This is a genomic window from Serpentinimonas raichei, from assembly GCF_000828895.1.
Classification (GTDB): domain Bacteria; phylum Pseudomonadota; class Gammaproteobacteria; order Burkholderiales; family Burkholderiaceae_C; genus Serpentinimonas; species Serpentinimonas raichei.
Window position 1 is genome coordinate 1,899,632 of the sequence record NZ_AP014568.1, and the last position, 20,306, is coordinate 1,919,937.

20 protein-coding genes are annotated in these 20,306 nt (G+C 67.6%); 10 read left to right on the forward strand and 10 right to left on the reverse strand.

All coding sequences use genetic code 11. The features are described from left to right. The first annotated feature begins 159 nt into the window (after positions 1-159). From SRAA_RS08905 to lspA, 3 genes are read left to right on the forward strand one after another with little or no spacing between them, the layout of a single operon-like run. Positions 160-1,218 (forward strand): bifunctional riboflavin kinase/FAD synthetase, encoded by a 1,059-nt coding sequence (locus SRAA_RS08905; protein ID WP_045532217.1) that lies wholly within the window; start codon positions 160-162, stop codon positions 1,216-1,218. A gap of 40 nt (positions 1,219-1,258) precedes the next feature. Beyond that, a complete protein-coding gene (gene ileS, locus SRAA_RS08910; RefSeq protein ID WP_045532219.1) occupies positions 1,259-4,153 on the forward strand; it encodes an isoleucine--tRNA ligase in 2,895 nt (964 codons plus the stop codon). Positions 4,154-4,181: 28 nt separating this feature from the next. Beyond that, on the forward strand, positions 4,182-4,691 hold the full coding sequence (gene lspA, locus SRAA_RS08915; protein WP_045532220.1) for a signal peptidase II: 510 nt from the start codon (positions 4,182-4,184) through the stop codon (positions 4,689-4,691). Positions 4,692-4,725: 34 nt separating this feature from the next. Here lspA and SRAA_RS08920 read toward each other — a convergent pair whose 3' ends face one another. Together SRAA_RS08920 and SRAA_RS08925 are read right to left on the reverse strand one after the other, a co-directional pair. Further along, positions 4,726-5,097 carry an Hsp20/alpha crystallin family protein gene (locus SRAA_RS08920; protein ID WP_045532222.1) on the reverse strand — a complete coding sequence of 124 codons (372 nt, stop codon included), beginning with the start codon at positions 5,095-5,097 and terminating at the stop codon, positions 4,726-4,728. A gap of 170 nt (positions 5,098-5,267) precedes the next feature. Continuing rightward, positions 5,268-5,636 (reverse strand): type II toxin-antitoxin system HicB family antitoxin, encoded by a 369-nt coding sequence (locus SRAA_RS08925; RefSeq protein WP_045532223.1) that lies wholly within the window; start codon positions 5,634-5,636, stop codon positions 5,268-5,270. 400 nt (positions 5,637-6,036) lie between these two features. Here SRAA_RS08925 and SRAA_RS08930 point away from each other — a divergent pair, with 400 nt between their 5' ends. Next, entirely contained in the window at positions 6,037-7,269 is a 1,233-nt protein-coding gene (locus tag SRAA_RS08930; RefSeq protein ID WP_045530664.1) for an IS110 family RNA-guided transposase, read from the forward strand. Positions 7,270-7,378: 109 nt separating this feature from the next. Here SRAA_RS08930 and SRAA_RS08935 read toward each other — a convergent pair whose 3' ends face one another. After that, positions 7,379-8,374, reverse strand: a complete 996-nt coding sequence (locus SRAA_RS08935) for a quinone oxidoreductase family protein (protein WP_045532225.1) — start codon at positions 8,372-8,374, stop codon at positions 7,379-7,381. Positions 8,375-8,534: 160 nt separating this feature from the next. Between SRAA_RS08935 and SRAA_RS08940 the strand changes: the two genes are divergently transcribed. Then, the gene (locus SRAA_RS08940) at positions 8,535-9,470 is read left to right on the forward strand and encodes a DMT family transporter (RefSeq protein WP_045532227.1); all 936 of its coding nucleotides are present in this window, start codon (positions 8,535-8,537) and stop codon (positions 9,468-9,470) included. A 28-nt stretch (positions 9,471-9,498) separates the two neighbouring features. On the opposite strand, the gene SRAA_RS08945 is transcribed toward SRAA_RS08940, so the two are convergent. The 6 genes from SRAA_RS08945 to SRAA_RS08970 form a co-directional block, all read right to left on the reverse strand. Continuing rightward, the gene (locus SRAA_RS08945) at positions 9,499-10,293 is read right to left on the reverse strand and encodes an SDR family oxidoreductase (protein WP_045532229.1); all 795 of its coding nucleotides are present in this window, start codon (positions 10,291-10,293) and stop codon (positions 9,499-9,501) included. 86 nt (positions 10,294-10,379) lie between these two features. Further along, positions 10,380-11,303, reverse strand: a complete 924-nt coding sequence (locus SRAA_RS08950) for a DMT family transporter (protein ID WP_045532231.1) — start codon at positions 11,301-11,303, stop codon at positions 10,380-10,382. 4 nt (positions 11,304-11,307) lie between these two features. Continuing rightward, positions 11,308-12,162: a TatD family hydrolase gene (locus tag SRAA_RS08955; RefSeq protein ID WP_144318744.1), complete on the reverse strand. Its 855-nt coding sequence runs from the start codon at positions 12,160-12,162 to the stop codon at positions 11,308-11,310. Between the two features lie 76 nt (positions 12,163-12,238). Beyond that, complete coding sequence (locus SRAA_RS08960; protein WP_045533601.1) at positions 12,239-13,924, reverse strand: choice-of-anchor I family protein; 1,686 nt, start codon at positions 13,922-13,924, stop codon at positions 12,239-12,241. A gap of 113 nt (positions 13,925-14,037) precedes the next feature. Then, positions 14,038-15,222, reverse strand: a complete 1,185-nt coding sequence (bktB, locus tag SRAA_RS08965) for a beta-ketothiolase BktB (RefSeq protein ID WP_045532235.1) — start codon at positions 15,220-15,222, stop codon at positions 14,038-14,040. 112 nt (positions 15,223-15,334) lie between these two features. Then, positions 15,335-16,075, reverse strand: a complete 741-nt coding sequence (locus SRAA_RS08970) for a 2OG-Fe dioxygenase family protein (RefSeq protein ID WP_045532236.1) — start codon at positions 16,073-16,075, stop codon at positions 15,335-15,337. A 98-nt stretch (positions 16,076-16,173) separates the two neighbouring features. On the opposite strand from SRAA_RS08970, the gene SRAA_RS12320 reads away from it, so the two are divergent. After that, positions 16,174-16,362, forward strand: a complete 189-nt coding sequence (locus tag SRAA_RS12320; RefSeq protein WP_082040000.1) for a type II toxin-antitoxin system HicA family toxin — start codon at positions 16,174-16,176, stop codon at positions 16,360-16,362. 2 nt (positions 16,363-16,364) lie between these two features. Further along, positions 16,365-16,583 (forward strand): type II toxin-antitoxin system HicB family antitoxin, encoded by a 219-nt coding sequence (locus SRAA_RS08975; RefSeq protein WP_045533603.1) that lies wholly within the window; start codon positions 16,365-16,367, stop codon positions 16,581-16,583. Here SRAA_RS08975 and SRAA_RS08980 read toward each other — a convergent pair. Continuing rightward, on the reverse strand, positions 16,580-16,813 hold the full coding sequence (locus tag SRAA_RS08980) for a hypothetical protein (RefSeq protein WP_045532242.1): 234 nt from the start codon (positions 16,811-16,813) through the stop codon (positions 16,580-16,582). The two genes, SRAA_RS08975 and SRAA_RS08980, sit on opposite strands and share 4 nt — an antisense overlap. Positions 16,814-16,902: 89 nt before the next feature. Here SRAA_RS08980 and SRAA_RS08985 point away from each other — a divergent pair, with 89 nt between their 5' ends. The 3 genes from SRAA_RS08985 to SRAA_RS08995 all read left to right on the forward strand — a co-directional run bounded on the left by SRAA_RS08985 (position 16,903) and on the right by SRAA_RS08995 (position 20,301). After that, positions 16,903-17,340, forward strand: coding sequence for a hypothetical protein (locus SRAA_RS08985; RefSeq protein ID WP_029462964.1), 438 nt, complete (start codon positions 16,903-16,905; stop codon positions 17,338-17,340). A gap of 82 nt (positions 17,341-17,422) precedes the next feature. Continuing rightward, positions 17,423-18,766 (forward strand): hypothetical protein, encoded by a 1,344-nt coding sequence (locus tag SRAA_RS08990; protein ID WP_052467535.1) that lies wholly within the window; start codon positions 17,423-17,425, stop codon positions 18,764-18,766. A gap of 2 nt (positions 18,767-18,768) precedes the next feature. Further along, a complete protein-coding gene (locus tag SRAA_RS08995; RefSeq protein ID WP_082040001.1) occupies positions 18,769-20,301 on the forward strand; it encodes a multicopper oxidase family protein in 1,533 nt (510 codons plus the stop codon). Positions 20,302-20,306 lie beyond the last annotated feature (5 nt).

Here is a 20,306-nt window from a genome sequence, read left to right on the forward strand (position 1 = left end):
CTAAGATGCACAAAACCCGGCCTACCAGCCACCGTGCCAAGGCAGCGGCAGGCAAAAAGCGCTTGCCCGATGGGGCAGCGCCCACACCGGTTTGTGTCAATATAGCGCGCTTTGGTTTCGATTTGACGACACCAGCTTGAAAACTCCCCTTTTTGTCGCATGAAAATCATCCAAGGCATGGCCAACCTGCTGCGCCAGACCCGCTCCCACGGCGGCTGCGCGCTCACGATTGGCAATTTCGACGGCGTGCACCGCGGCCACCAGGCCATGCTGGCGCTGCTGGGCAACGAGGCGCGCCACCGTGGCCTGCCCACTTGCGCGCTCACGTTTGAGCCGCACCCGCGCGACTACTTTGCCAAAAAATACCGCCAGCCCGATCTGGCCCCGGCGCGCATCGCCACCTTGCGCGACAAGCTGCACGAGCTGCGCCGCTGCGGCGTCGATCAATGCGTGATCCTGCCCTTTGACGAGCGGCTGGCGGCCTTGGCGGCGCAGGACTTCATCGACCAGGTGTTGCTCGGCGCGCTCGGGGCGCGCTACGTGCTGGTGGGCGACGATTTCCGCTTCGGGGCCCAGCGCCGGGGCGACTACGCGCTGCTCGACGCCGCCGGCAGCGCGCAGGGCTTCGACGTGGCGCGCATGCTGAGCTACGAGGTGCATGGCGTGCGCGTCTCCAGCTCCGAGGTGCGCGACGCTCTGGCCGCTGGCCACATGGACGCCGCCGCCGCCCTGCTCGGGCGGCCCTACGCCATCAGCGGCCATGTGGTGCACGGGCGCAAGCTTGGGCGCGCGCTGGGGGAGTCGGCCAGCGGGGCCGAGGACGGGTTTCGCACCCTGAATTTGCGTTTTGACCACTGGAAACCGGCCGCCAGCGGCATTTTCGTGGTGCAGGTGCATGGGCTGGAGCCAGACCCCAGCGCGCCGCCGCTGCCCGGAGTCGCCAACCTCGGGGTGCGGCCCTCGCTCGACCCCGACGACGCCAACGGCGGCCGGGTGCTGCTCGAAACCCACTGCCTGGAGTGGCCCGAGCGGGTGCAGCGGGCCTTGCAAAACGCCACGACGCCGGGCGAGGCCTACGGTAAAATCATCCGCGTCGAGCTGCTGCACAAATTGCACGACGAACTCCGTTACGATGGCTTGGCCGCCCTCACCGCCGGCATCGCGCACGACTGCGCCGCCGCCCGGGCTTGGTTGGCCCAGCGCCGGCCACCGGCCTGAAGTCGTTTTACTCTAGGCCGCGCCCCACAAGCCCCACCCCATGCCAGACACCCCGCCCCAGCCCCAGCCCACCTTGCGCGACTACAGCGCCACGCTGAACCTGCCCGACACCCCGTTCCCCATGCGCGGCAACCTGCCGCAGCGCGAACCCGGCTGGGTGCAGGAGTGGAACGAAAAAGGGCTGTACCAGCGCCTGCGCGCCGCACGCCGTGGGGCACCCAAGTTCATTTTGCACGACGGCCCGCCCTACGCCAACGGCCAGATCCACATCGGGCACGCGGTCAACAAGGTGCTCAAAGACATGATCGTCAAGGCGCGCCAACTGGCCGGTTTCGACGCCCAATACATCCCAGGCTGGGACTGCCACGGCCTGCCGATCGAGAACGCGATCGAAAAACTGCACGGCCGGGGCCTGAGCCGCGACGCCATGCAAGCCAAGAGCCGCGCCTTTGCCAGCGAGCAGATCGCGCAGCAAATGGCCGACTTCCAGCGCCTCGGGGTGCTGGGCGAGTGGGAGCGGCCCTACCGCACCATGGATTTCGAGACCGAGGCCAACGAAATCCGCGCCTTCAAGCGCGTGCTCGAGCGCGGCTTCGTCTATCGCGGCCAAAAGCCGGTTTACTGGTGCTTCGACTGCGGCTCCTCGCTGGCCGAATTCGAGATCGAATACCAGGACAAACGCAGCCAGAGCCTGGATGTGGGCTTTTTGTGCGCCCAGCCGCAGCGCCTGCTGCAGGCTTTTTTCCGCGACCACGGGCTGCCGCACGGCAGCGCCGCCGGGCTCGACGCGCAGCCGATCTACGCCGTGATCTGGACCACCACCGCCTGGACCCTGCCCGCCAACCAGGCCCTCAACCTCAACCCCGAGCTGCCCTACGCGCTGGTGCAGACGCCGCGCGGCCTGCTGCTGCTGGCCGAGGCGCTGGTTGAGAGCTGCTTGCAGCGCTACCAGTTGAGCGGCCAGGTGCTGGCCACCTGCGCCGGGCGCGAACTCGAAGGGATCGAATTCGAGCACCCGCTGGCCACGGCGCACCCCGGCTACCAGCGCCACAGCCCGGTCTATCTGGCCGACTACGCCACCGCCGACGACGGCACCGGCATCGTCCACTCCGCGCCCGCCTACGGCGTGGAAGACTTCAACTCCTGCGTCGCGCACGGGCTGGCGCTCGACGCCATTTTGAACCCGGTGCAGGGCAACGGCCAGTACGCGCCCGAGCTGCCCTTGTTTGGCGGCCAGCCCATTTGGCAGGCCGGTGCCGCCATCATCGAAGCCCTGCGCGCCCAAGGCCGCCTGTTTGCCAGCCAGACCATCGAGCACAGCTACCCGCACTGCTGGCGCCACAAAAGCCCGGTGATCTACCGCGCCGCCGCGCAGTGGTTCGTGCGCATGGACGCGGGCGAAGGGGTTTTCACGCAAGACCCCGCCGACCAAACGCTGCGCCAGTTGGCGCTGCACGCCATCGAACAAACCCGCTTCTACCCCGAAAACGGCCGCGCCCGGCTGCGCGACATGATCGCCAACCGGCCCGACTGGTGCATCAGCCGCCAGCGCTCCTGGGGCGTGCCGCTGCCCTTTTTGCTGCACACCGACAGCGGCGAGCCGCACCCGCGCACGATGGAAATCATCGACCTCGCCGCCGACGTGGTGCAGCAAGGCGGCATCGAGGCCTGGAGCCAGCTCGGCGTGGCCGACATCCTGGCGCGCATCGGCGACGCCTCCGACCCGGCGCACTACAGCAAGAGCAGCGACATCCTGGAAGTCTGGTTCGACTCCGGCAGCACCCACACCACCGTGCTCAAGGGCAGCCACGCCGGCGCCGGGCACCCGCACGGCCCCGAGGCCGACCTCTACCTCGAAGGCCACGACCAGCACCGCGGCTGGTTCCACTCCTCCTTGCTCATCGCCAGCGCCCTGTACGGCCGCGCGCCCTACAAGGGGCTGCTCACGCACGGCTTCACCGTCGATGGCGCGGGCCGCAAGATGAGCAAGAGCGTGGGCAACGTGATCGCCCCGCAGCAGATCAGCTCCAAGCTCGGGGCCGAGATCATCCGCCTGTGGGTGGCCGCCACCGACTACTCGGGCGACCTGGCGATCGACGACAAAATTTTGGCGCGCGTGGTCGACGCCTACCGGCGCATGCGCAACACGCTGCGTTTCTTGCTCGCCAACATCAGCGACTTCGACCCCGCCACCGACGCCGTGGCCGAGGCCGATCTGCTGGAAATCGACCGCTACGCCTTGGCGCGTGCGGCGCAGTTGCAGGCCGAGGTGCTGGCGCACTACCAAGATTACGAGTTCCACCCGGTGGTCGCCAAGCTGCAGGTCTATTGCTCCGAAGACCTGGGCGCGTTTTACCTCGACGTGCTCAAAGACCGGCTCTACACCTGCGCCCCCAAGAGCCTGGCGCGGCGCAGCGCCCAGACCGCGCTGCACCAGATCACGCACGCCCTGCTGCGCTGGCTGGCCCCGTTTTTGAGCTTCACCGCCGAAGAGGCGTGGGCGCTGATCGGCCACAGCGAATCGATCTACACCGAAACCTATTTGCCGCTGGCCAGCCCGAACCAGGCCCTGCTGGCCAAATGGGGCCGCCTGCGCGAGTTGCGCACCCACGTCAACAAGGCCATCGAAGACGTGCGCGCCACGGGCAGCCTGGGTTCATCCCTGCAAGCCAACCTAGTGCTGACGCTGGACGCCGAAGACCTGGCGCTGCTGCGCAGCCTGGGCGATGAACTCAAATTTGTTTTCATCGTCTCGGCCGTCGAACTGCAGCCGGGCCCCGAGCTGGCGCTGCAGGTGCGGCCTTCGGGCGACACCAAATGCGCGCGCTGCTGGCACTGGCGCGCCGACGTGGGGCACGACCCGGCGCACCCCGATCTGTGCGGCCGCTGCACCAGCAACCTGTATGGCAGCGGCGAAGTGCGCCACGTAGCCTGAAACCCTTCGTAAAGCAACAAAGTTCCTCATGGCCAAATCCTCCCCCACCAGCCTCTGGCTCTGGCTCGCGCTGGCAGCCGCCATCGTGCTGGCCGACCAGTTCACCAAAACGCTGATCATCGGCGCCTTCGACCACGGCGAGGCGCTGCGCGTGACCTCGTTTTTCAACCTCACGCGGCACCACAACCCCGGCGCAGCCTTTTCTTTGCTGGCCGACGCCGGCGGCTGGCAGCGCTGGTTCTTGAGCGCGGTGGCGGTAGGGGCCAGCGCCTTCATCATCTGGCTGCTGCACAAGCATCACAGCCAGCGCCTGTTTGCCTTTGCCATCGCCTGCATCATGGGCGGGGCCATCGGCAACTTGGTGGACCGACTGCTGCACGGCTACGTGATCGACATGCTGGACTTTCACTTCCGCTGGTTGCAGCCGGTGTTTCACGGCGGCCACTTCCCCACCTTCAACCTCGCCGACACCGCCATCAGCATCGGCGTGATCGGCATCATCATCGACGAGATCTTGCGCGTGCGGCGTTCGCGCTGAGCGCAGCCCACGCGCGCCGCCGCGCCCTTCGCCCTCACTCGATCGACAGCCGCTGCCCGCTGCGGCCGCGCTTCTTGGGCAGCGTGAGCGTGAGCACGCCGTGGTCGTACTTGGCTTTGGCCTCGGCCTCGTCGATTTCGAGCGGCATCTGGAAGCTGCGCGCCACCGAGCCATAGTAGCGCTCGCTGCGCAGCAGCTTGTCGTCGGAGGTCTGGCGGTCTTGCTGCTTGATTTCGGCGCGCAGGCTCACGATGCTGCCGTCGATGTGGACGTGGATGTCCTCGCGCGCCACGCCGGGTATTTCGGCCTGCACCTGGTAGGCCTCGGGCGTTTCGCTCAGGTCGACCTTGATCGATTGCGGCAGCGCGTCGCCGTGCCTTGCGGCACAGGCACAATCTAGTGGCAAAGGGTGAAGGTTTCAAGACCGGGCAGCGCCGCAGGTGCAGCAAAAATCTTTGTGCCTGGCGTTGAGCTTAACCGGCGGGCTGCAACCCTCGTCCGAGTTGAACCGCAGCTTAGGCCTTGTGGGGCGGCGGGATCCCTGCCTGCAGCAGCGGGTCGGTCTAAGCGAGGGGGTTAGGCTTCGCTTCGCGCCGCAGCCCGAACGCTTGGTTTTCGAGTTGCCTGAACAAGTGCTCCCTCGGCCCATTTGTTTAGACTGGTACCGCTTCTCGCCGCAGCCTTGAGGGCTGCAGCATGGACCTCGGGCGCAATGCGCAGCATAATTTTGCCACTGGCCGGCCTTTCCGCAGCAGAACCCAGCTCCTTCGAGGCGGCAAGGTAGTCTTCAATGGCTGCGCGAAAATTTGATTCAAACTCTGTTACAGACTCACCATGGAAAGAGATGATGTCGTCGATGTCCAAAACGCGCCCAACGATGATCTTGTCTTCTGCGTCGAAGACCATGCTCGCTGTGTAGCCTTTGTAGGTCATGGAATTGATCATGGATTGATCCCTGCCTTCTCGATAAGCTCTCGAACGGCCCAGACGCGATAGCGCAGCGCCTGCTTGCCGGGATGCGGCCGATGGAGAATCATCTAACTCTCATGAATCCTGCGCGACACCCCGGACGATGGAAGACACTGAGGGGGTGTGCGGGCGAGCTTGGGTAGAGGTCGGTCAAACCTTTGATGGCACATTGACCGCGATTCCTAACTTGACCCGCCGCCGACCACTCGTACCCTGGATTGCCTGCGGGCGCTGCCCTGACCCAGTCGGATCAGTGCATGCCTGACAGCCCACATTAAATGGAGCCGCCGGGCTTGCCCGGCAGGCCGTTGGTCTGCGGCACCCATGCTTGCCCTGCACGCTTGTGATTATCGTTCAAGCTGCTAGGAGAGATGCAATGGATTTGACCCCGATGCACAAGCGCGTGCTCGCGCTCGATGTTCACCAAGCCAAGATCACCGCGTGTGCCGTCGTCGAGCACGATGACGGCCGCGTGCAGGTGACCAAGCGCGACTTTGGTGCCTTCAAGCGTGATCGGCGCGCCTTGGCGCAGTGGGCGCTGCAAATCGCACCCGAGGTAGTGGTCATGGAGAGCACGGGCGTGTACTGGAAGAGCCCGTTTGCGGCACTGGAGGCGGTGGGCATCATCGCTTGGGTGGTCAACGCAAGGCACGTCAAGGCCGTGCCCGGTCGCAAGACCGACATGGCCGATGCGCAGTGGCTGGCCACGCTGGCGCGTGCGGGGCTGCTGCGCGCCTCGTTCATCCCTCCCCAGCTCATGCGCCAACTGCGCTTGGTTGCACGCCAGCGGCAAAAGCTGGTGGGCATGTGCAGCGCCGAGAAGAACCGGCTGCACAAGGTGCTGGTGGATGCGGGCATTCGCCTCAACGTGCTGGTCTCCGACATCCACGGCAGCAGTGCGCGTGCGATGATCAAGGCGCTGATTGTCGGCCAGCCCATGCACGAGGTGCTCGATCACAAGGGGCGGCTGCGTGCCAGCCGAGACGAGTTGTTCGAGGCCCTATGCACCGAGCAGTTCAGCGCCGCGCACCGCTTCGTAGCCGATGAGATCATGCAGCACATCGAGTCTCTGGAGCGGCGCATAGCGGGCTTTGATCGGTACTTGCTCGAAGGTCTGCGGCCCTGGCGGGCGCAACTGACGCTGCTGCAAACCATTCCCGGCATCGACGAGCAGGGCGCGGCCATGCTGCTGGTAGAGATTGGCGCAGACATGAGCGTCTTTGGCAGCGCTGAGCGCCTGGCTAGCTGGGTCGGCATTTGCCCGGGCAACAACGAGAGCGCGGGCAAGCGCAAGTGCGGGCGCATCCGCAAGGGCAACGCTTGGGTGCGAAGGCTGTTGTGCGAGTTTTCCCAAGCTGCGGCTCGAACGCGCTGTGCGCTCAAGGCCAAGTTCGATGCGCTGACTATCCGCAAGGGGCGCAAGAAGTCCATCATCGCGCTGGCGCACAAGATGCTGCGCACCATCTACGCCATGCTCACCCATGGCACCCACTACCGGGACAAGGAGGTTGATTATGAGGCGCTCAACGTCGAGCGCAACGCCCCACGCTGGATGAAGATGCTGCTCAAACACGGCTTCATCACCAATCCCGCAGCCGCAGCCGCCTGAGGCTGACCTACCCGCTGATCTCGCGGCCCCGGCCAGCCTGAGGTCAGGATGAGTCTCGGCTGCTGGTGGGGTGTCTTCCACATTAAGTTGACCGCGAACCGCTTGAGTTTCAGGGCAGCAGCACCGTCGAACCCACGGTCTGGCGCGCCTCCAGCGCCCGGTGCGCCTGCTGCACCTGCGCCAGCGGGTAGCGCTGTTCGACGTGAATTTTGACCGCCCCGCTGCAAACCACGGCAAACAGCTCATCGGCCATGGCTTGGGTGCGTGCGCGGCTGCTCAGGTGTGTAAACAGGGTCTGGCGCGTCACATAGACCGAGCCCTTGGCCGCCAGCAGCGCCGGGGCAAAGGGCGGCACCGGGCCGGAGGCGTTGCCAAAGCTCACCAGCAGGCCGAAGGGGGCCAGGCTATCGAGCGAGCCCTCCCAGGTGTCTTTACCCACTGCGTCATAAACCACCTTCACGCCGCGACCAAAGGTCAGCTCGCGCACGCGCGCGGCAAAGTTTTCGCGGCGGTAGTTGATGGCGTGCGCGGCCCCGTTGGCCAGCGCCAGCGCGCATTTTTCGTCCGTGCCCGCGGTGGCGATCAGTTGCAGGCCGAGCGCACGCGCCCACTGGCAGGCGATCAGCCCGACCCCGCCCGCCGCCGCGTGAAACAGCACGAAATCGCCCGCCTCCAGCCCCTCGACCGGCTTGCAATGGCGCAGCAGGTACTGCGCCGTGAGGCCCTTGAGCATCATCGCCGCGCCTTCTTCGAAGGCAATCGAATCGGGCAAGCGGCACACGTGCGTGGCCGGCAGCAGCCGCTGCTCGCAGTAGCTGCCCGGCGGCTGGCTGGCGTAGGCGGCGCGGTCGCCCACTTGCAGGTGCGTCACGCCCGCGCCCACGGCCTCGATCACCCCGGCGCCCTCCATGCCCAGCGTCAGGGGCAAGGGCAGCGGGTACAGGCCGCTGCGCTGATAGACGTCGATGAAGTTCAGGCCGATGGCGTGGTGCCGGATGCGCACCTCGCCCGGGCCGGGCGCGCCGACTTCGAGCGTGACGAGCTGCATCTGTTCGGGGCCGCCGGTGTGCTCGATGCGCACGGCGCGGCTGGAATGGGGGGTCATGGGCAGGCTCCTGCAAAGGCGGTTGAGGGAAAGGGAGGGCGTGGTGGCGCACACCGTTTGGGCTCCAAGCCCGCGATGTTGCCACGAAATCGCCCGCCTCACATCCGCGCACGGCGGCCAGCGCGCCGCTGCCGCGCGCGCAAGCGTTACAGTCGCAGCCATGTCTGCCCCCCATTTCGCTCCCCTGACCCTAGGCACCGCCGCCCTGCTCACCATCGCCCCGCTGTTGTGGGCCGGCAACGCCGTCGTGGGCCGGCTGGCGGCGGACTGGATTCCGCCCATGAGCTTCAACTTCCTGCGCTGGCTGCTGGCTTTTGCCATCTTGCTGCCGCTGGCGGCCTGGGTGCTGCGCCGCCACAGCGGGCTGTGGCAGCACTGGCGCCGCTTTGCCCTGCTCGGCCTGCTGGCAATCGCCGGCTACAACTCGCTGCAATACCTGGCGCTGCATACCTCGACGCCGATCAACGTCACGCTGGTGGCGGCCAGCATGCCGGTCTGGATGCTGCTGATCGGGCGTCTGTTTTTTGCCGCCGCCATCACGCGCCAGGCGCTGGTGGGCGCCGCGCTGTCGCTGCTGGGGGTGCTGGTGGTGCTCACGCACGGCGAGGTGCAGCGCATCGTGCAGTTGCAACTGGTGGCGGGCGACGCCTGGATGCTGCTGGCTGCCTGCGTCTGGGCGCTCTACAGTTGGCTGCTCACTAGGCGCGACGAACCGGCACCGATCCGCGCCGATTGGTCGGCGTTTTTGCTGGCGCAAATCATTTTTGGTCTGTTTTGGTCGGCTGCCTTGACCGCCGGCGAGTGGTGGTTATGGCCTGGCGCCACTGGCACGGCCACCCCCACCATCGACTGGAGCTGGGGCTTGGTGGCGGTGCTGGTGTTTGTGGCCGTGGGGCCGGGCGTGATCGCCTACCGCTTCTGGGGCGAAGGGGTGCAGCGCGCCGGGCCCACCGTGGCCTCGTTCTTTAGCAACCTCACACCACTGCTGGCGGCACTGATGTCGGCCGCCCTGCTCGGTGAACCGCCACAGGCGTTTCACGCCGTCGCCTTTGCGCTGATCGTGGCCGGGATCGTGGTCTCTTCTCTGCGGCGCTAGGCTGCGGCGTTAGGCTGCGGTGCCACCATCAATATGCCCCCGGATAAGCCCCGCCGTCGAGCAAAATGTTTTGCCCGTTGAGGTAGCCAGCGTGGGCGCTGCACAGGAAGGCGCAGACGGCACCAAACTCCTCGGGGCTGCCAAAGCGCCGCGCCGGGATTTGCGCCAGTTGGGCGGCGCGCACCGCTTCCAGCGACTGCCCGCTTTTTTGCGCCCCGGCGGCCAGCGTGGCGGCCAGGCGATCGGTGTCGAACTTGCCCGGCAGCAGGTTGTTGAGCGTGACGCCGCGCGCCGCCAGCCCGCTGCGCGCCAGCCCGGCGACGAAGCCGGTCAGGCCGCTGCGTGCGCCGTTGCTCAGGCCCAAAATGTCGATCGGGGCTTTCACGGCGCTGGAGGTGATGTTGACGATGCGGCCAAAACCGCGCTCGGCCATGCCATCGACGGTGGCTTTGATGAGCTCGATCGGGCTCAGCATATTGGCCTCCAGCGCCTGCAGCCAGTGCTCGCGCTCCCAGTGGCGAAAATCGCCCGTGGGCGGGCCGCCGGCGTTGTTGACCACGATGTCGAAGGCCCGCCCCGGCCCGCCGGAAACGGCAAACAGCGCCGCGCGCCCAGCGGCCGTGGTCACATCGGCGGCCACCGGCAGCACCGTCACGCCGCAGGCGCGCTGCAGCTCGTCGGCCACCTGTTGCAAGCGCTCGGCCCCGCGCGCCGCGAGCACCAGGTTCACCCCTTCGCGCGCCAGCGCCTGCGCACAACCCCAGCCCAGCCCCTTGCTGGCCCCGCACACCAAGGCCCAGCGGCCCGCGATTCCCAAGTCCATATGCCCAGTCTCCAAAATGGCCCTTGCAGGCCGGATCGATTCAGTCCCCAGCCCCGATTCTCACCCAAGCCGCTGCACTATGCCCCTCAGCGCGGCGCCCGGCTCACCCACAGCACGCCCGCCAGCACCAAGGCGGTGCCGGCCAGTATCCAGGCGTTGAAGGGCTCGCCCAAGATCAGCGCCCCCATCAGCAGCGTGGCCATGGGGCCGACCATGCCCGCTTGGGCGGTGAGGCCCGCGCCGATGCGCTCGATCGCCAGCATCACCAGCACCACCGGCGCGGCGGTGCACAGCACTGCGTTGAGGACCGAGAGCGCGATCACCTCCGGCGCCACCACGGCGGCCGAGAGCGGGCGCAGCAGCAAAAATTGCCCGATGCACAATAAGCAGGCCACCGTGGTGGCCCAGCCCACCAGCCGCAGCGCGCCGATGCGCCGCACCAGCTCGCCGCTATAGACCAGATAGACCGCGTAGCTGAGCGCGCTGCCAAACACCAGCGCCGCCCCGATGGCGGTGTTCCAGCCGTCGAAGCGCAGCTCGTGCCCAAACACCAGCAACACGCCGGCGTAGCTCAGGCCCATCGCACCCAGTTGGCGCGGCGTCACGCGCTGGGCCAACAAGAGCCAGCCCAGCAGCAGCACCAGCGTGGGATTGAGGTACAAAATCAGCCGCCCCAGGCTGGCGCTGATGTATTGCAAGCCCAAAAAGTCGAGGAAGCTGGCCAGGTAGTAGCCGCAAAAACCCAGCCCCAAAATCGCCAGCCAGTCGCGCCGCTGCAACGGCTCCACGGCCTTGCTGCTGCGGTAGGTGGCCCACCAGAGCATGGCCAGAAACAGCGGCAGCGCAAACAGCATGCGGTACATCAGCAGCGTGACCGGATCGACCCCGTAGCGGTACGCCAGCTTGACGATGATGGCCTTGCCGCTGAAAGCCACCGCCCCGGCCACGGCCAGCAGCAGCCCGCTTTGCAGGCGGCTGAGCTGGGAAAAAGCGCCAGGACGGTTGGGCATGGGGCTAGTGCCGCAGCGCCGCCAGCCGTGGCAGCACGCGCTGCACGTTGGCGCTGGTCTGGGTGGCAAGGGCCTCGGGACGCAGGCCGCGCAGCGCCGCCAGCGTGGCCCCGATGCGCGGCAGCTCGGCCGGGGTGTTGGGCGATTGCCGGGCTCCGCTGGCGCGCGCTGCGGCCGGGGTGTAGAGCCACTGGGGCGGCATGTCGGGGGCGTCGGTTTCCAGCACCAGCGCCTCGGCGGGCAGGTCGGCGACCAAGCGGCGCAGGTGCCGCGCCGCATCAAAGGTGCAGGCACCGCCAAAGCCCAGGCCAAAACCGTGTGCGATGAAGGCCTGCGCCTGCTGCAGACTGCCATTGAAGGCGTGGGCGATGCCACCCGGTGCTGCGCCACGCCGCCGCGCCTGCTGGCGCAGGCCGCTCAGCAGCAGGTCGGCCGAGCGCCGCACGTGCAAAATCACCGGCAACCCAAAGCGCTGCGCCAGCTCCAGTTGCGCGGTGTAGAAGTGCCACTGGCGCTGGCGCGCCGCCGGTTCGCACAGGGCCGGGACGAAATAATCGAGCCCGATCTCACCCACCGCCAGCAGGCGCGGGTCGGCGTGGCAGCGCTGCAACTCCTGTGCCAGCGCGTCCAGGTCGGCCTCGTCGGCTTGCAGCACGTACAGCGGGTGGATGCCCAGCGCGTAGCCGTCGCCACAGGCATGCGCCAGCTCGCGCACGCGAGCCCAATTGGCCCGCTGCACCGCCGGATAGACGCAAAAATCCACCCCGGCGGCGCGCGCCTGCTGGCGCAGCAGCAGGCGCTGCGCGTCGCTCCAATCGGGGGCGTCGAGGTGGCAATGGCTGTCGATCCACATGCGCAGCGATTATGCGCTGCACATGGACCACATCAGCCACACACCGAGCCACGGGGCTCAACCCCGCAGCCCTTGGGGCCACTCAAAAGCCTAGGTTGATTTGCAACACCCGGGTGGTGCCGCTCACTTCGTTGGCCACCACCAGCAAGGGCCGCCCGTTGGGGGACTGCACCGCCGGGATGAAAGTCAGCCCCTCGGGGCCGCGGTCGCCGGTGGCGGCGCTGCGGGTGCCGTTGAAGTAGGTCACGAAGCGCGCCTCGGCCGGATTCGTCACCTCATAGACCATCACGCCGCCGACGCGCTCGAGCGCGATGAAGGCAAAAAACCGGGTGCCAAACTGGGCCACCACCACGGCCTCGGGTTCGGGGCCTTTGCTCGGGCTGCGCGCATCGAGCGTGTTGTTGTTGTGGCTGGCGTTGAACACCACGTTGGGCAGGGCGCGGGTGCGCTGCTCGAACTCATCGCCCGAGTCATAGACCTGTTGCAGGTTGCTGGCGTCCCAGATCGAGAACGAGCGCGCACCAAAGCTGAACAGCTCGGTGCACTGGCCGGCGGCGTTGCGGCCGGTCTGGCCGGCGTTGGGGGTGCTGGTGACGAGCAGGCGGCCCAGGTTGGAGTCCATGATCTGGTTGGCGGCATCGGGGAACGCTGCCGGGTCCAGCCCTTGGGCGCAATGGGCGCGCACGCGCACTTCCTCGTTGAAGCCGGGCCAGTCGCGCGCGTCGCCTTCGTTGGCCGTGACCAACAAGGTGCGGCCGCCCACCGCAAAGGCGGCGATGGCGTCGGGCTGGAACAGGCCACGCACCCGCTGCGGCGCGATGCGGATGGCGGGAGTGCCGTCGTTGCTGTTGAGGGTGCCGTCTTCGTTGCTCAGGTCGAGCGCATTGCGCGCCAGGCTGTGGTCTTTGCTGCCCAACGAGCGCACGGCGGTGACGCGGGCGGTGGCGATTTCCACTGTGGCGACGGCGTTGTTTTCTTGCAGCGTGACGAAGGCGTTGCGGCCATCGGGCGCGATGGCGATGAATTCGGGCTCGATATCCTGGGCGGCATTGGCACCGGGGCCGTAGAGGCGCACGCCTTGGGTGCGCAGGGCAGCCTCTTGGCCGATGAAGGCGCGGAAATCGGCCGTGGCCACGGTGGGGGTGCGTCCGCGGTTGACGGTGACGATGCTGACCGAGCCTTCCGGGTCCACCGAATCGGCCTGGCCGTAGCTGTTGGGCTCGCCTTCGTTGGCCACCAGCACGCGCAAGCCGTCGGCGGTGAAGGTGAGCATATCGGGCAGCGCGCCCACCGCCACGTGCGAGAGCACGCGCAAGGTGGCGGCTTCGACGAAGGCCACCGCGCCGGGGTTGGTCTTGGGCGCGGCCTGTACGGCAATCGCCACCAGGCCACTATGCACCGCCACGCTGTTGGGGCTGTCGCCAAAGGCCGCCACCGGGATGTTTCCGATGCGTTGCGGCGCGCGCGGGTTGCGCAGATCGAGCACGTCGATCGACTTGGTGGCCGCATTGACCACGAACAGGCGCTGCGAGAACGGGTCAAACGCGGTGATTTCGGAGGCCCCTTCGACCCCGCCTTCAAAGGCACCCAGCGCTTCCAAGGTCAGGCCGGTGAGGGCTGCCGCAGGAGCCGCAGCCGCTGCAGGGGCCGCTGGGGTTGCCGGGGCCGCAGCGGGCTGGGTGGGGGCGGTCTGGCAGCCGGCCAGCAACACCATCGAAAGGGCGGCAGCGGCCGACAGGCGGGCCAGCGCAAAGGGGGCAGATTTCATAAACATCCCGAAGTGCAGTTCGACGTTGAACCGCTGCACTCTACGCAAGGTTTATGACAAAAATGTGAATTCGCCCGCCCTCTTGCTGCCCTCTCTGAGCCCACTGCGCCCGCTCAAATCCGCTCAAAAATCGCCGCAATTCCCTGCCCGCCGCCGATGCACATCGTCACCAGCGCGTAGCGTCCGCCGGTGCGCTGCAACTCGTACAGCGCCTTGACCGTGATCAGCGCGCCGGTGGCCCCGATCGGGTGCCCGAGCGAGATGCCGGAGCCGTTCGGGTTCACCTTGGCCGGGTCGAGCCCGAGTTCTTGCGTCACGGCACAGGCCTGGGCGGCGAAGGCCTCGTTGGCTTCGATCACGTCTAGGTCGGCAATCGTCAGGCCGGTGCGCTCCAGCACCTTGCGCGTGGCCGAAATCGGGCCCACGCCCATGATCTTGGGGTCCAGCCCGGTGTGCGCGTAGCCCACCAGCCGCGCCATGGGGGCCAGGCCGCGGGCGCGGGCGGTGCCGGCTTCCATCAGCAGCACGGCGGCGGCGGCGTCGTTGATGCCCGAGGCGTTGCCTGCCGTCACGGTGCCGTTTTCTTTCTGGAACACTGGCTTGAGCTTGGCCATGTCGTCTTGCGTGCAGCCGGGGCGGATGTGCTCGTCGGTGTCAAAGACCACGTCGCCCTTGCGGCCCTTTTGCACCACCGGAACGATCTGCGCTTTGAAGCGCCCCTCGGCGCTGGCGCGTTCGGCCCGGTTGTGGCTCTCGACCGCCAGCGCGTCCTGCATGGCGCGCGTGATGCCAAACTGCGCCGCCACGTTTTCGGCTGTCACGCCCATGTGGATTTTGTGAAAGGGGTCGTGCAGCGCGCCGACCATCATGTCGACCAGCGTGGTGTCACCCATGCGCGCACCAAAGCGCGTCGATAGGCTGACATAGGGCGCGCGGCTCATGTTTTCGGCCCCGGCCCCGATGGCCACGTCGCAGTCGCCGAGCAAGATCGCCTGGCTGGCCGTGACGATGGCCTGCAAGCCGCTGCCGCACAGGCGGTTGACGTTGAAGGCGGGGGTCTCGGGCGGGCAGCCGCCGTTGAGGGCCGCCACGCGCGAGAGGTACAGGTCACGCGGCTCGGTGTTGACCACGTGGCCAAACACCACATGGCCCACGTCGGCGCCGGGCACGGCGGCGCGCGCCAGCACCTCGCGCACCACTAGGGCGCCGAGTTCGGTGGTGGGCACGTCTTTCAGGCTGCCGCCAAAGGTGCCTATGGCGGTGCGCGCGGCGCTGACGACGACGACTTCTCGGTTCATGGGGGTGCTCCTAAAAAATAAGGGGGCTGGCCGGTGCGGCCAAAAGGGCAATCTTAAACCGGCGGCAGCAGCAAGCGCAACGCAGCCACCGCGCTGCAGCCACAAACGCCGCTCAATCCCCCTGGAAGCCCCCGCTGCGGCAGGTCAGCACCAGGGTGTCGCGCCAGCCCAGCAGGCCGGGCTCGAGCGGCTGGATCGGGGTCGATTCGTGGATGACGCGCTCGTCGTCGAGCAGCAGCAGCGACCACGGCTGGCTGAGCGTGAAGCGCTGCCCGCTCGGGCCGTGGGCCTCAAAGACCCGGCTCTCGCCGCCCTTGATGCCGTGGCGCTGCACCAGAAACACCGCCACCAGCTCCATGCCGTCGCGGTGCGCGCCCTCGGGCGTGGGGCGGCCGATGCCGTCGGTGGTGTCGATGCGAAACTGGTGCGCCTCCACGTACCAGGTCTGCGCGCCCTTGAGCGCCGAGGCCACCGCCGCCGTTTGCAGCAGCAGGCGCTGCCACGCCCGCGTGGCCACCACGGCCGGGCTGATGGGCTCGAACCAGCGCTGCATGCCGCCGTGCAGGGCGTTGTATTCCAGCGGCTGCCAGTGCACCCGGTGCGGCACTTGGCGCAGCAGCGGGCCCTCGACCACGAAGCAACTGTGGCGGCGCTTGCGGTAGCGCCCGCCGTCCTTCAGGTAGCGGTCGCTGCACAGATCGTCCCAGCTCGGTTCCAGGGCCGCCAGTTCTTGCGCGGGCACATCCAGCCATTGCTGCACCGAATCTGCGTCGAGCAGGGCAAAGCCTTGGCGCGCCAAGGTGGTGTCGGCGTGCGCCAGCGGCACGCAGGGGGGCGGGAAGTGGGTGGTCATGGAAAGGGGGGTGGGGGTACGGGCTCGGGTGCTTGCGCTCCATCCACGCCCCAGCCATAATGCCCGGATACGAATGTGAGCAAGGGTGGAATTTGAGCATGAAGGTTTCTGAATTGCTGCGTGTGCTTGAAAAAAACGGACGGTTCTTGGTGCGCCAGCGGGGTAGCCATCGCCAGTTTCACCACGCGAGCAAATCGGGGACAGTTACCGTTGCGGGCAAACCCAGCATCGATGTGCCTCCTAGCACCTTGAGCAGTGTGCTCAAACAGGCTGGCTTGAAGGAGTGACCATGCGATTTTTGGTGGTAATCGAAAAAGGCGAAACCAGTTACGGCGCTTTCGTGCCCGATCTTCCGGGCTGCATCGCGGTTGGAGAGACTGAGGAGGAGGCCGTCAGCCTGATTCAAGAGGCTATTCAGTTTCATTTGGAAGGTTTGCAAATCGAAGGTCAGCCGATTCCACGGCCAGCATCCAAAAGCAAATTGATCGAGGTTGCTTTTGCCGCCTAGCCCCCGCGCCACAGCAGCCACAGCAGCGCCATGCCGATCGCCGCATTGGCCAGCGCCAGCAAGGTAAAGAGCAGCAACAACCCGCCCGCAGGCGGCGAGAGGTGCAAAAACCAGGCCATGCCGGTCGAGAGGCCGTTGAACAGCAGCATCAGCCAAAACAGCCCGTTGCGCGGCTGCCAGAGCCGGCGCAGGCGCTGCGGCCAGGGTGTGGGTGGGGCGGAATCGCGCATGGGGGCGATTGTGCCGCGTGTGGGGCGGGGCCTGGACGGCGCCGCAGATGCCGATTGCAAACACCGCCCGTATGCACTACCATTGGCTTATGCGTCGCTGGCTGATCATTCTGTTTGTGCTGCTGCTGCCTTGGCGGCTGTGGGCGGGCGATGCCATGGCGCTGGAGGCCTTGCATTCGGCCCCGGCCGGTGCGCATGGCTCGGCCCAGATGGCGTCGGCCGACCCGACGGCGCCCAGCGGCCACATCGACTTTGCGCTGCACGAGACTTCTCTCGCCGCTTCCCACGCCGCGCAGCATGGGGCCGCCCCGCAGGCTGCTCTGGCCGACGACCCCCCCTGCCCCGGGCAGCCAGAGGCTGGCGCGCATGGCCTGTGCCTGTTGTGCGGAATTTGCCACCAGGCGCTGGCGGTGCCGCTGCGGCTTGGGGCCATGCCGCCGGCCTTGCACTCCAGCGAACCATTGACCACGCGCACCGCGGTCTTGCAGGCCGAGATCCAGCCCGAGCTCAAACCGCCCATTTCCTGATCCCGACACCCGAAATCCGTCTGCACGTTTCCCTCTTTTGGCAATGTGCGGCCTTTCTTGGATCTGGATCGGAGATGTTTCCATGTTTGCTTTTTCCTTGGCCCCGGTGCAGCGCGTTTGGCGCTTGCAGCGCGGCGGGCCGTATGCCTTTTTGAACCCCATTTTGGGTGCGGCGCTGCTCGGTGCCGCCCTGTCTGGCCCCGCCTGGGCCCACGGCCCTGCGCACGCCGAAACCCACAGCGATTGGCGCGCGGCCAATGAGCTGGTCGGCAGCTTCCCGCGCGGCCATGCCGACATCGTGCAGTGGGAGGCGCAACAGCCGCCCGCCGCCGCCGCGCCCCAAGCCGATGCTGTCGCCCAGCGCTGGAGCTTGGACCATGCCCTGAGGGCAGCACAGCGAGCGCGCCCCGATCTGCTGGCACGGCCAGGCCAGAACGCGCTCGAGCGCGCCGAGCTGCGGCTGGCGCAGGCCGATCTGGCCTTGCAGGTCGAGCGCGCCTGGCTGCGCGCCGTAGCGGCAGGCAGCGGCGCGCGCTACCAGACGCAGGTGCTGCAAGCCGCGCAGGCCGGAGCCGAGCTGGCTGCGCGCCTAGTGCGGGTGGGCAATTGGCCGCAGATGCGCCTGTTGCAAGAGCAACTGCTGCTCAACCAGGCCCAAGCGCAGCAGCGGGCGGCGCAGCACCAGCAGCACCTGGCCGTGCTCGACCTGTGGCGCCTGGCGGGCAGTGGGCTCACACCGGCGCAACTGGCACAGCGGCTGCCAACCGACTGGCCGACCGTGAGCGCCCCGGCTGCCCCCACCTTCGCCCCCTTGGCCGCACTGGAAGCGCAGGCGCTGCAGGCGCACCCGCGCTGGCCGCTGCTGCAGCGCCAGGCGCAGATGCTGGAGCGCGGCCTGTCAGCGGCCGAGCGCGCGGGCCTTGCCGCCACGCTGGCGGCCGCCGTCGCCCCTCAACCCCAAGCGCTTGCCGCAAGCGCCCAACCCGCCGCCCAACCCGGAACTGCGGCCCCGCCCTCCCAGCCCGAACTGACGGCAGGCCAGCTCTGGCCGCACACCTGGGACAAAGCCGCCGAGGCGCGCGCCGAGGCCGACGCGCTGGAGCGCCAGATTCGCGCCGACCTCCTCAGCGCCTACAGCGCCTGGCAAACCGCCACCGAGCTGGCCGAGGGTTCGGCGCAAGACGCGCTGCGCCTGCACACCGCCTTGCAAGACGAAACCCAGCAGCGCTACAACGGCATGCTCAAAAGCACCTGGGAGCTGCTGGCCAGTGCCAGTGCCCGGGTGCAAGCCACCGAAGCCGCCCTGCTGGCGCGGCGCGACGCCGCCGTGGCCGCCGCCGAACTGCGCGCCGTGCTCGCCGGTCTGCCTTACAGCGGCAGCGCCCCAGACGCCGCCGCCTCCCCCGAAGCCGCGAAAGGAAAATAACCATGCAACGCCGCCAATTTTTCCAAGGTGCCCTGGCTGCCGGGGCCTTCACCGCCGCCGCCAGCGCCACCGTCGGCCGCCACGCCCTGGCCGCCCTGCCCGAGCCGGTGCTGCAACACAGCGCCGCCACCGCCGCGCCTTGGGTGCCGCCCGGCGTCACCGGGGCTGGTCTGCCCTACCGCCCAGTGGTCACGCTCAACGGCTGGACGCTGCCATTTCGGATGCGCGACGGGGTGAAGGAATTCCACCTCGTGGCCGAGCCGGTGCTGCGCGAAGTGGCGCCCGGTTTCGTGGTCAATATGTGGGGCTACAACGGCCAGAGCCCCGGCCCCACGATCGAAGTGGTGGAAGGGGACCGGGTGCGCATATTCGTGAGCAACCGCTTGCCCGAGCCCACCTCCATCCACTGGCACGGCCAGCGCCTGCCTTCGGGCATGGACGGGGTGGCGGGCATCAACCAGCCCTCGATCGGGGCTGGCAAAACCTTCGTCTATGAGTTCCAAGCGCGCCGCCCGGGCACCTTCATGTACCACCCACACGCCGACGAGATGGTGCAACTGGCCATGGGCATGATGGGCATGTGGGTCACGCACCCCAAGCTCGATGCGCGCGGCCGGCACCCGCTGATCGAAGCGGTGCAGCGCGACTACTGCTTCTTGCTCAACGCCTTCGACGTCGAACCCGGGGCCCAGACGCCCACCGTCGCGACCATGTTCGACTTCAACACCTGGGCTTGGAACAGCCGCGTCTTTCCCGGCATCGACCCGCTGGTGGCGCGCTTGGGCGACCGCGTGCGCATGCGCATGGGCAACCTGACCATGATCAACCACCCGATCCACGTGCACGGGGTCGAGTTTGAAGTCACCGGCACCGACGGCGGCCCGGTACCGAGGAGCGCGCGCTGGCCCGAGGTGACGGTGGACTTGGCCGTCGGCCAGATGCGCCAGATCGAGTTCCTGGCCGACGAGCCCGGCGACTGGGCCGTACACTGCCACAAAAGCCACCACACCATGGGGCCGATGGGGCACGACGTGCCGACCATGATCGGAGTCGATCACCGCGGGCTGGTGGGCAAAATCCAAGGCCTGGCACCCGACTTCATGGTCATGGGCGAGCGCGGCATGTACGATATGAAGCAGATGCCGATGGAGCTGCCCCCCAACACCCTGCCCATGATGGCCGGCCACGGCCAGTTCGGCCCGATCGGCATGGGCGGCATGCTGACCGTGCTCAAGGTGCGCGCCAACCAAGCGCCCGACGACTACCGCGACCCCGGCCCCTACGCCTTCCCGAGCGGCAGCGTGGCCTTTGAATACCGGGGGCCGGTACCCGAGGCGGTGCGCCCACCCAGCCCGCCCCAAGCTGCCCACGGAGAAGTCCGTAGAGGGGCGCAGGGAGGCCACGGAGGAGGAGCCCACGGAGCCCACGGCGCAGCGCCACCGCCCAGTCCGGCAACACCCGCAACACCCGCAACACCCGCAACACCCGCAACACCCGCAACACCCGCACCGGCCGCCCCGGTGCATCGGCACTGAACTTG

Coding starts and splice junctions, on each gene's coding strand:
- SRAA_RS08970 (WP_045532236.1), bottom strand. CDS start 16,075: ATGACCACCCACTTCCCGCCCCCCTGCGTGCCGCTGGCGCACGCCGAC.
- SRAA_RS08960 (WP_045533601.1), bottom strand. CDS start 13,924: ATGAAATCTGCCCCCTTTGCGCTGGCCCGCCTGTCGGCCGCTGCCGCC.
- SRAA_RS08945 (WP_045532229.1), bottom strand. CDS start 10,293: ATGGACTTGGGAATCGCGGGCCGCTGGGCCTTGGTGTGCGGGGCCAGC.
- SRAA_RS08930 (WP_045530664.1), top strand. CDS start 6,037: ATGGATTTGACCCCGATGCACAAGCGCGTGCTCGCGCTCGATGTTCAC.
- SRAA_RS08935 (WP_045532225.1), bottom strand. CDS start 8,374: ATGACCCCCCATTCCAGCCGCGCCGTGCGCATCGAGCACACCGGCGGC.
- bktB (WP_045532235.1), bottom strand. CDS start 15,222: ATGAACCGAGAAGTCGTCGTCGTCAGCGCCGCGCGCACCGCCATAGGC.
- SRAA_RS08995 (WP_082040001.1), top strand. CDS start 18,769: ATGCAACGCCGCCAATTTTTCCAAGGTGCCCTGGCTGCCGGGGCCTTC.
- SRAA_RS08940 (WP_045532227.1), top strand. CDS start 8,535: ATGTCTGCCCCCCATTTCGCTCCCCTGACCCTAGGCACCGCCGCCCTG.
- lspA (WP_045532220.1), top strand. CDS start 4,182: ATGGCCAAATCCTCCCCCACCAGCCTCTGGCTCTGGCTCGCGCTGGCA.
- SRAA_RS08980 (WP_045532242.1), bottom strand. CDS start 16,813: ATGCGCGATTCCGCCCCACCCACACCCTGGCCGCAGCGCCTGCGCCGG.
- SRAA_RS08975 (WP_045533603.1), top strand. CDS start 16,365: ATGCGATTTTTGGTGGTAATCGAAAAAGGCGAAACCAGTTACGGCGCT.
- SRAA_RS12320 (WP_082040000.1), top strand. CDS start 16,174: ATGAAGGTTTCTGAATTGCTGCGTGTGCTTGAAAAAAACGGACGGTTC.
- SRAA_RS08925 (WP_045532223.1), bottom strand. CDS start 5,636: ATGATCAATTCCATGACCTACAAAGGCTACACAGCGAGCATGGTCTTC.
- SRAA_RS08985 (WP_029462964.1), top strand. CDS start 16,903: ATGCGTCGCTGGCTGATCATTCTGTTTGTGCTGCTGCTGCCTTGGCGG.
- SRAA_RS08905 (WP_045532217.1), top strand. CDS start 160: ATGAAAATCATCCAAGGCATGGCCAACCTGCTGCGCCAGACCCGCTCC.
- SRAA_RS08950 (WP_045532231.1), bottom strand. CDS start 11,303: ATGCCCAACCGTCCTGGCGCTTTTTCCCAGCTCAGCCGCCTGCAAAGC.
- ileS (WP_045532219.1), top strand. CDS start 1,259: ATGCCAGACACCCCGCCCCAGCCCCAGCCCACCTTGCGCGACTACAGC.
- SRAA_RS08990 (WP_052467535.1), top strand. CDS start 17,423: ATGTTTGCTTTTTCCTTGGCCCCGGTGCAGCGCGTTTGGCGCTTGCAG.